A 3,237-nucleotide genomic window follows, 5' to 3' on the forward strand; every position below is an offset into this window, starting at 1 on the left:
CCCCGTTCAGGAAATGTGTTTATCTCGATCGCCCAGGATCTCAAGGATCATATTCTCCCGATTGCCAAGGCTTTTCATGAAAATGGTCTGAAGATCTATGGAACCAGTGGAACAGTTGATTACCTGAATGCTCATGATATTCCTGCAAATCTTGTTCGCAAGATCCAGGAAGGCTCACCGAATGTGATTGATATGCTCAGGGGAGGAGAGATCAGCCTTATTATCAATGTTTTTGCTGATCGTCGTGCCCGGCAGGATCACATCCAGATCATGCGGACCGCAGTCGATTACGGAGTGCCGTATATTACCACTATTCAGGCTGCTCTCGCAGCAGCTGAAGCGATTAATACGGTCAGGGCAGAAAATCTGACCATTGAACCTCTTCAGCATTATATCTGCTAATTCTTTTTTGGTTAAATTCTGGTTTTTCAGAGTTGTCGACGGGGGTTTTTTCATTTATCCCGGTTCATATGTATGAGATTCATTCATAATTTTCTGGAGATATCATCATGGGAAAAGGCACAGTTGTTCTTGCATATTCCGGAGGGCTTGACACCTCAATCTGTATTCCCCTTCTTAAGGAGCAGTACGGCTATGATCGGGTTGTTACCGTTGCTGCAAATGTTGGTCAACGGGATGAGGAGATCGCAGTAGCAGAAGAGAAAGGGAAAAAACTGGCTGATAAACATTACACGGTTGACCTCCGGAAGGAGTTTGTTGACCGGTGTCTGTTTCCCTCGATCCGGGCAAATGGTCTCTATGAAGGATACCCGATGGGAACTTCCCTGGCCAGGCCGGTGATTGCTGAAGCAGTTGTGGAGATTGCTAAAAAAGAAGGTGCAACTGCAGTAGCCCACGGTTGCACCGGAAAGGGAAATGATCAGCTCAGGTTTGATGTGGTCTTCAGATCTGCAGGTCTTGAGGTAATAGCTCCTATCCGGGAGAATAACATGACCCGTGAATGGGAGATTGGATACGCTGAAGAGCATGGAATTCCGGTCCCGGTCAATAAGGAGAAACCATGGTCTGTTGACGAGAATCTCTGGTCCCGCAGTGTCGAAGGGGGGAGGCTTGAAGAGCCTGATTTCCATCCACCTGAAGAGATCTATGCCTGGACTGTATCTCCGCTCAAGGCCCCCGATACTCCTCAGGAGATAACCCTGACCTTTGAGAAGGGCCTCCCGGTCGCTTTTAATGGAAAGAGAATGTCAGGATATGATCTGATCCGTGAGATGAACCGGATAGCGGGAAGCCATGGGATCGGCAGGAATGATATGATGGAGAATCGGGTTCTGGGGATCAAAGCCCGTGAGATTTATGAACACCCCGCCGCGAATGTGCTCCTGACTGCTCATGCTGATCTTGAAAGACTGATTCTTACCAGAGAAGAGTATGCGTTCAAGCAGTCGGTTGATGCAAAATGGGCACAACTCGCCTATTATGGATTGATCTATGAGCCACTCTGGGACGCCCTGAATGCGTTTATTGATACTACTCAGCAGCGGGTGAATGGAACAGTGGATCTCCGGTTGTATAAGGGGACCGCTACTGTGCTTGGCCGTTCATCCCCTGACTCATTCTACTCAGTGGATGTGGCATCATTTGACTCAAAGACGATCGATCAGACCCACGCTATCGGATTCTCGCATTACTACGGACTCCAGGCACGACTGATCAGATCAAAGAAATAATTATTTTTAAAAAATGTGGAGATTCCGATCCATTGGATTCTCAACTTTTTACCGGTAAGTAACTCTTGTTAATGCTATTCTGTTATCATCTATGCTATCTGATAGTGGTATAAAAAATAGAGAAAAGTTGGACGTCATGTCCAAGACGCCCCGGCCGGGACTTGAACCCGGGTCAAAAGCTCCGCAGGCTTCTAGGATATCCACTACCCTACCGGGACTGAGGTGCTTATACAAGTGAGCCGTCGAAAGTTAAAAACTCTCCGATGTTATTTCATACCTCGTTCTTCATCTTCATGTGCATTCTGACCATCACTCCAATCGTCTCGCTTCCAGCATCCCTGATTGATGAGGACTGAATGACCACGTGTCTGAAGGTTCCGTCCTTCATTTTGACAGCAATATGCTGCTTGATACCCAGAACCAGACTCTCTCTGATAACATCCTGGAATGTATCAGTAAATACTGTATTCTGCCTGGTATCATAGAACGTCAGGTATTTACCGATGGGATCGGTGATGACATATTCGCGTGATACATTGAGAATATGTTCAGCATAGGGATTGATGAAAAGAATTTTTCCCCGGTTATCAAGGATAAAGTACGCATCAAGTTCGGAAAGTGCAGCACGGGCAACCCTTCTGATTTTACTGAACTGAAAATCTTTAGATTTTTTGAGAAGCCGATCATTGTGCAATGCAATCTCGATATTTGAGTAAAGATCCTTGGCACTGAATGGTTTGATAATAAAACTTGCCGGTTCTGCATTGGCAGCCCGGCTAAGTGTTTTTTCATCGTCCTGAGCTGAAAGAAAGATGACCGGGATTCTGAAGATTGCAGTGATATATTTAGTTGCTGTTATTCCATCTATCTTTCCGGCGAGGTTGATATCCATTAAAACAACATCAGGCAGATGTTCGGCGACCTTATAGAGTGCTTCTTCGCCGGTGGAAACTTTTGCGGTGATGACATACTCACGCTGAAGGAGGAATTTCTCGATCAGGGAAGCGATGATCTCATCATCCTCAACAATGAGGACCTCGGTGAGTGCGCTTTTTTGATTATCAAACATTACCTGAACCTGCCTGTCAGAATATAGGGTATTGGTGAGCCGGACTATTATAGGATTGTCTATTCTTGTTTAAGAACCATTCCTGACCGATGGGCATTGAGTTCTCCGATAGCAATCATGGTGCAAATGATACTCAATTCTTATTTCCGGGCAAAAAAGAATTTAGCGGTATTCGCGTTTAGAGTAGGCATATTTGTCAGTGTCCCCGCCGTGAAAAACAATATAAAACCACTCATATACTGATTTAAGGGCCCCAAACTGATCATACCGTCGCATAGAAAATCCTACCCAGAGATGACGATCAAACCGGATCCTGCCAATTCGTTTCATCCGGTGTGCAATCTCCAGATCATCACCTGCGTCAGAGACTCTGTACATTCCTGCCTTTGTGAATGCATCATGTCTGAATGCACTATTGCATCCCAGGGTGAAAAGGATCGTTCCGGTCAGATACCCGATGGCAGCAAAGGTATTTGC

General features: G+C 45.8%; 2 protein-coding genes, 1 tRNA gene and 2 pseudogenes. 2 read left to right on the top strand and 3 right to left on the bottom strand.

Annotated elements, in window-relative coordinates:
• Nucleotides 1–402 (top strand): annotated as a pseudogene (locus LUQ50_RS08195) (carbamoyl-phosphate synthase large subunit); the annotation flags it as partial.
• 107 nt (nucleotides 403–509) lie between these two features.
• Complete coding sequence (locus LUQ50_RS08200; RefSeq protein WP_300038973.1) at nucleotides 510–1,691, top strand: argininosuccinate synthase; 1,182 nt, start codon at nucleotides 510–512, stop codon at nucleotides 1,689–1,691.
• A 146-nt stretch (nucleotides 1,692–1,837) separates the two neighbouring features.
• Here LUQ50_RS08200 and LUQ50_RS08205 read toward each other — a convergent pair.
• The 3 genes and pseudogenes from LUQ50_RS08205 to LUQ50_RS08215 form a co-directional block, all read right to left on the bottom strand.
• Nucleotides 1,838–1,909, bottom strand: a tRNA-Arg gene (locus tag LUQ50_RS08205).
• Between the two features lie 53 nt (nucleotides 1,910–1,962).
• A complete protein-coding gene (locus tag LUQ50_RS08210; RefSeq protein WP_300038976.1) occupies nucleotides 1,963–2,760 on the bottom strand; it encodes a response regulator in 798 nt (265 codons plus the stop codon).
• 162 nt (nucleotides 2,761–2,922) lie between these two features.
• Nucleotides 2,923–3,237, bottom strand: a pseudogene (locus tag LUQ50_RS08215) (glycosyltransferase family 2 protein); the annotation flags it as partial.

It is taken from the genome of Methanospirillum sp. (assembly GCF_028679455.1).
Lineage (GTDB): Archaea > Halobacteriota > Methanomicrobia > Methanomicrobiales > Methanospirillaceae > Methanospirillum.

Bases quoted from the DNA above. Each gene is read 5' to 3' on its own strand.
- LUQ50_RS08200 (WP_300038973.1), top strand. From the start codon at position 510: ATGGGAAAAGGCACAGTTGTTCTTGCATATTCCGGAGGGCTTGACACC.
- LUQ50_RS08210 (WP_300038976.1), bottom strand. From the start codon at position 2,760: ATGTTTGATAATCAAAAAAGCGCACTCACCGAGGTCCTCATTGTTGAG.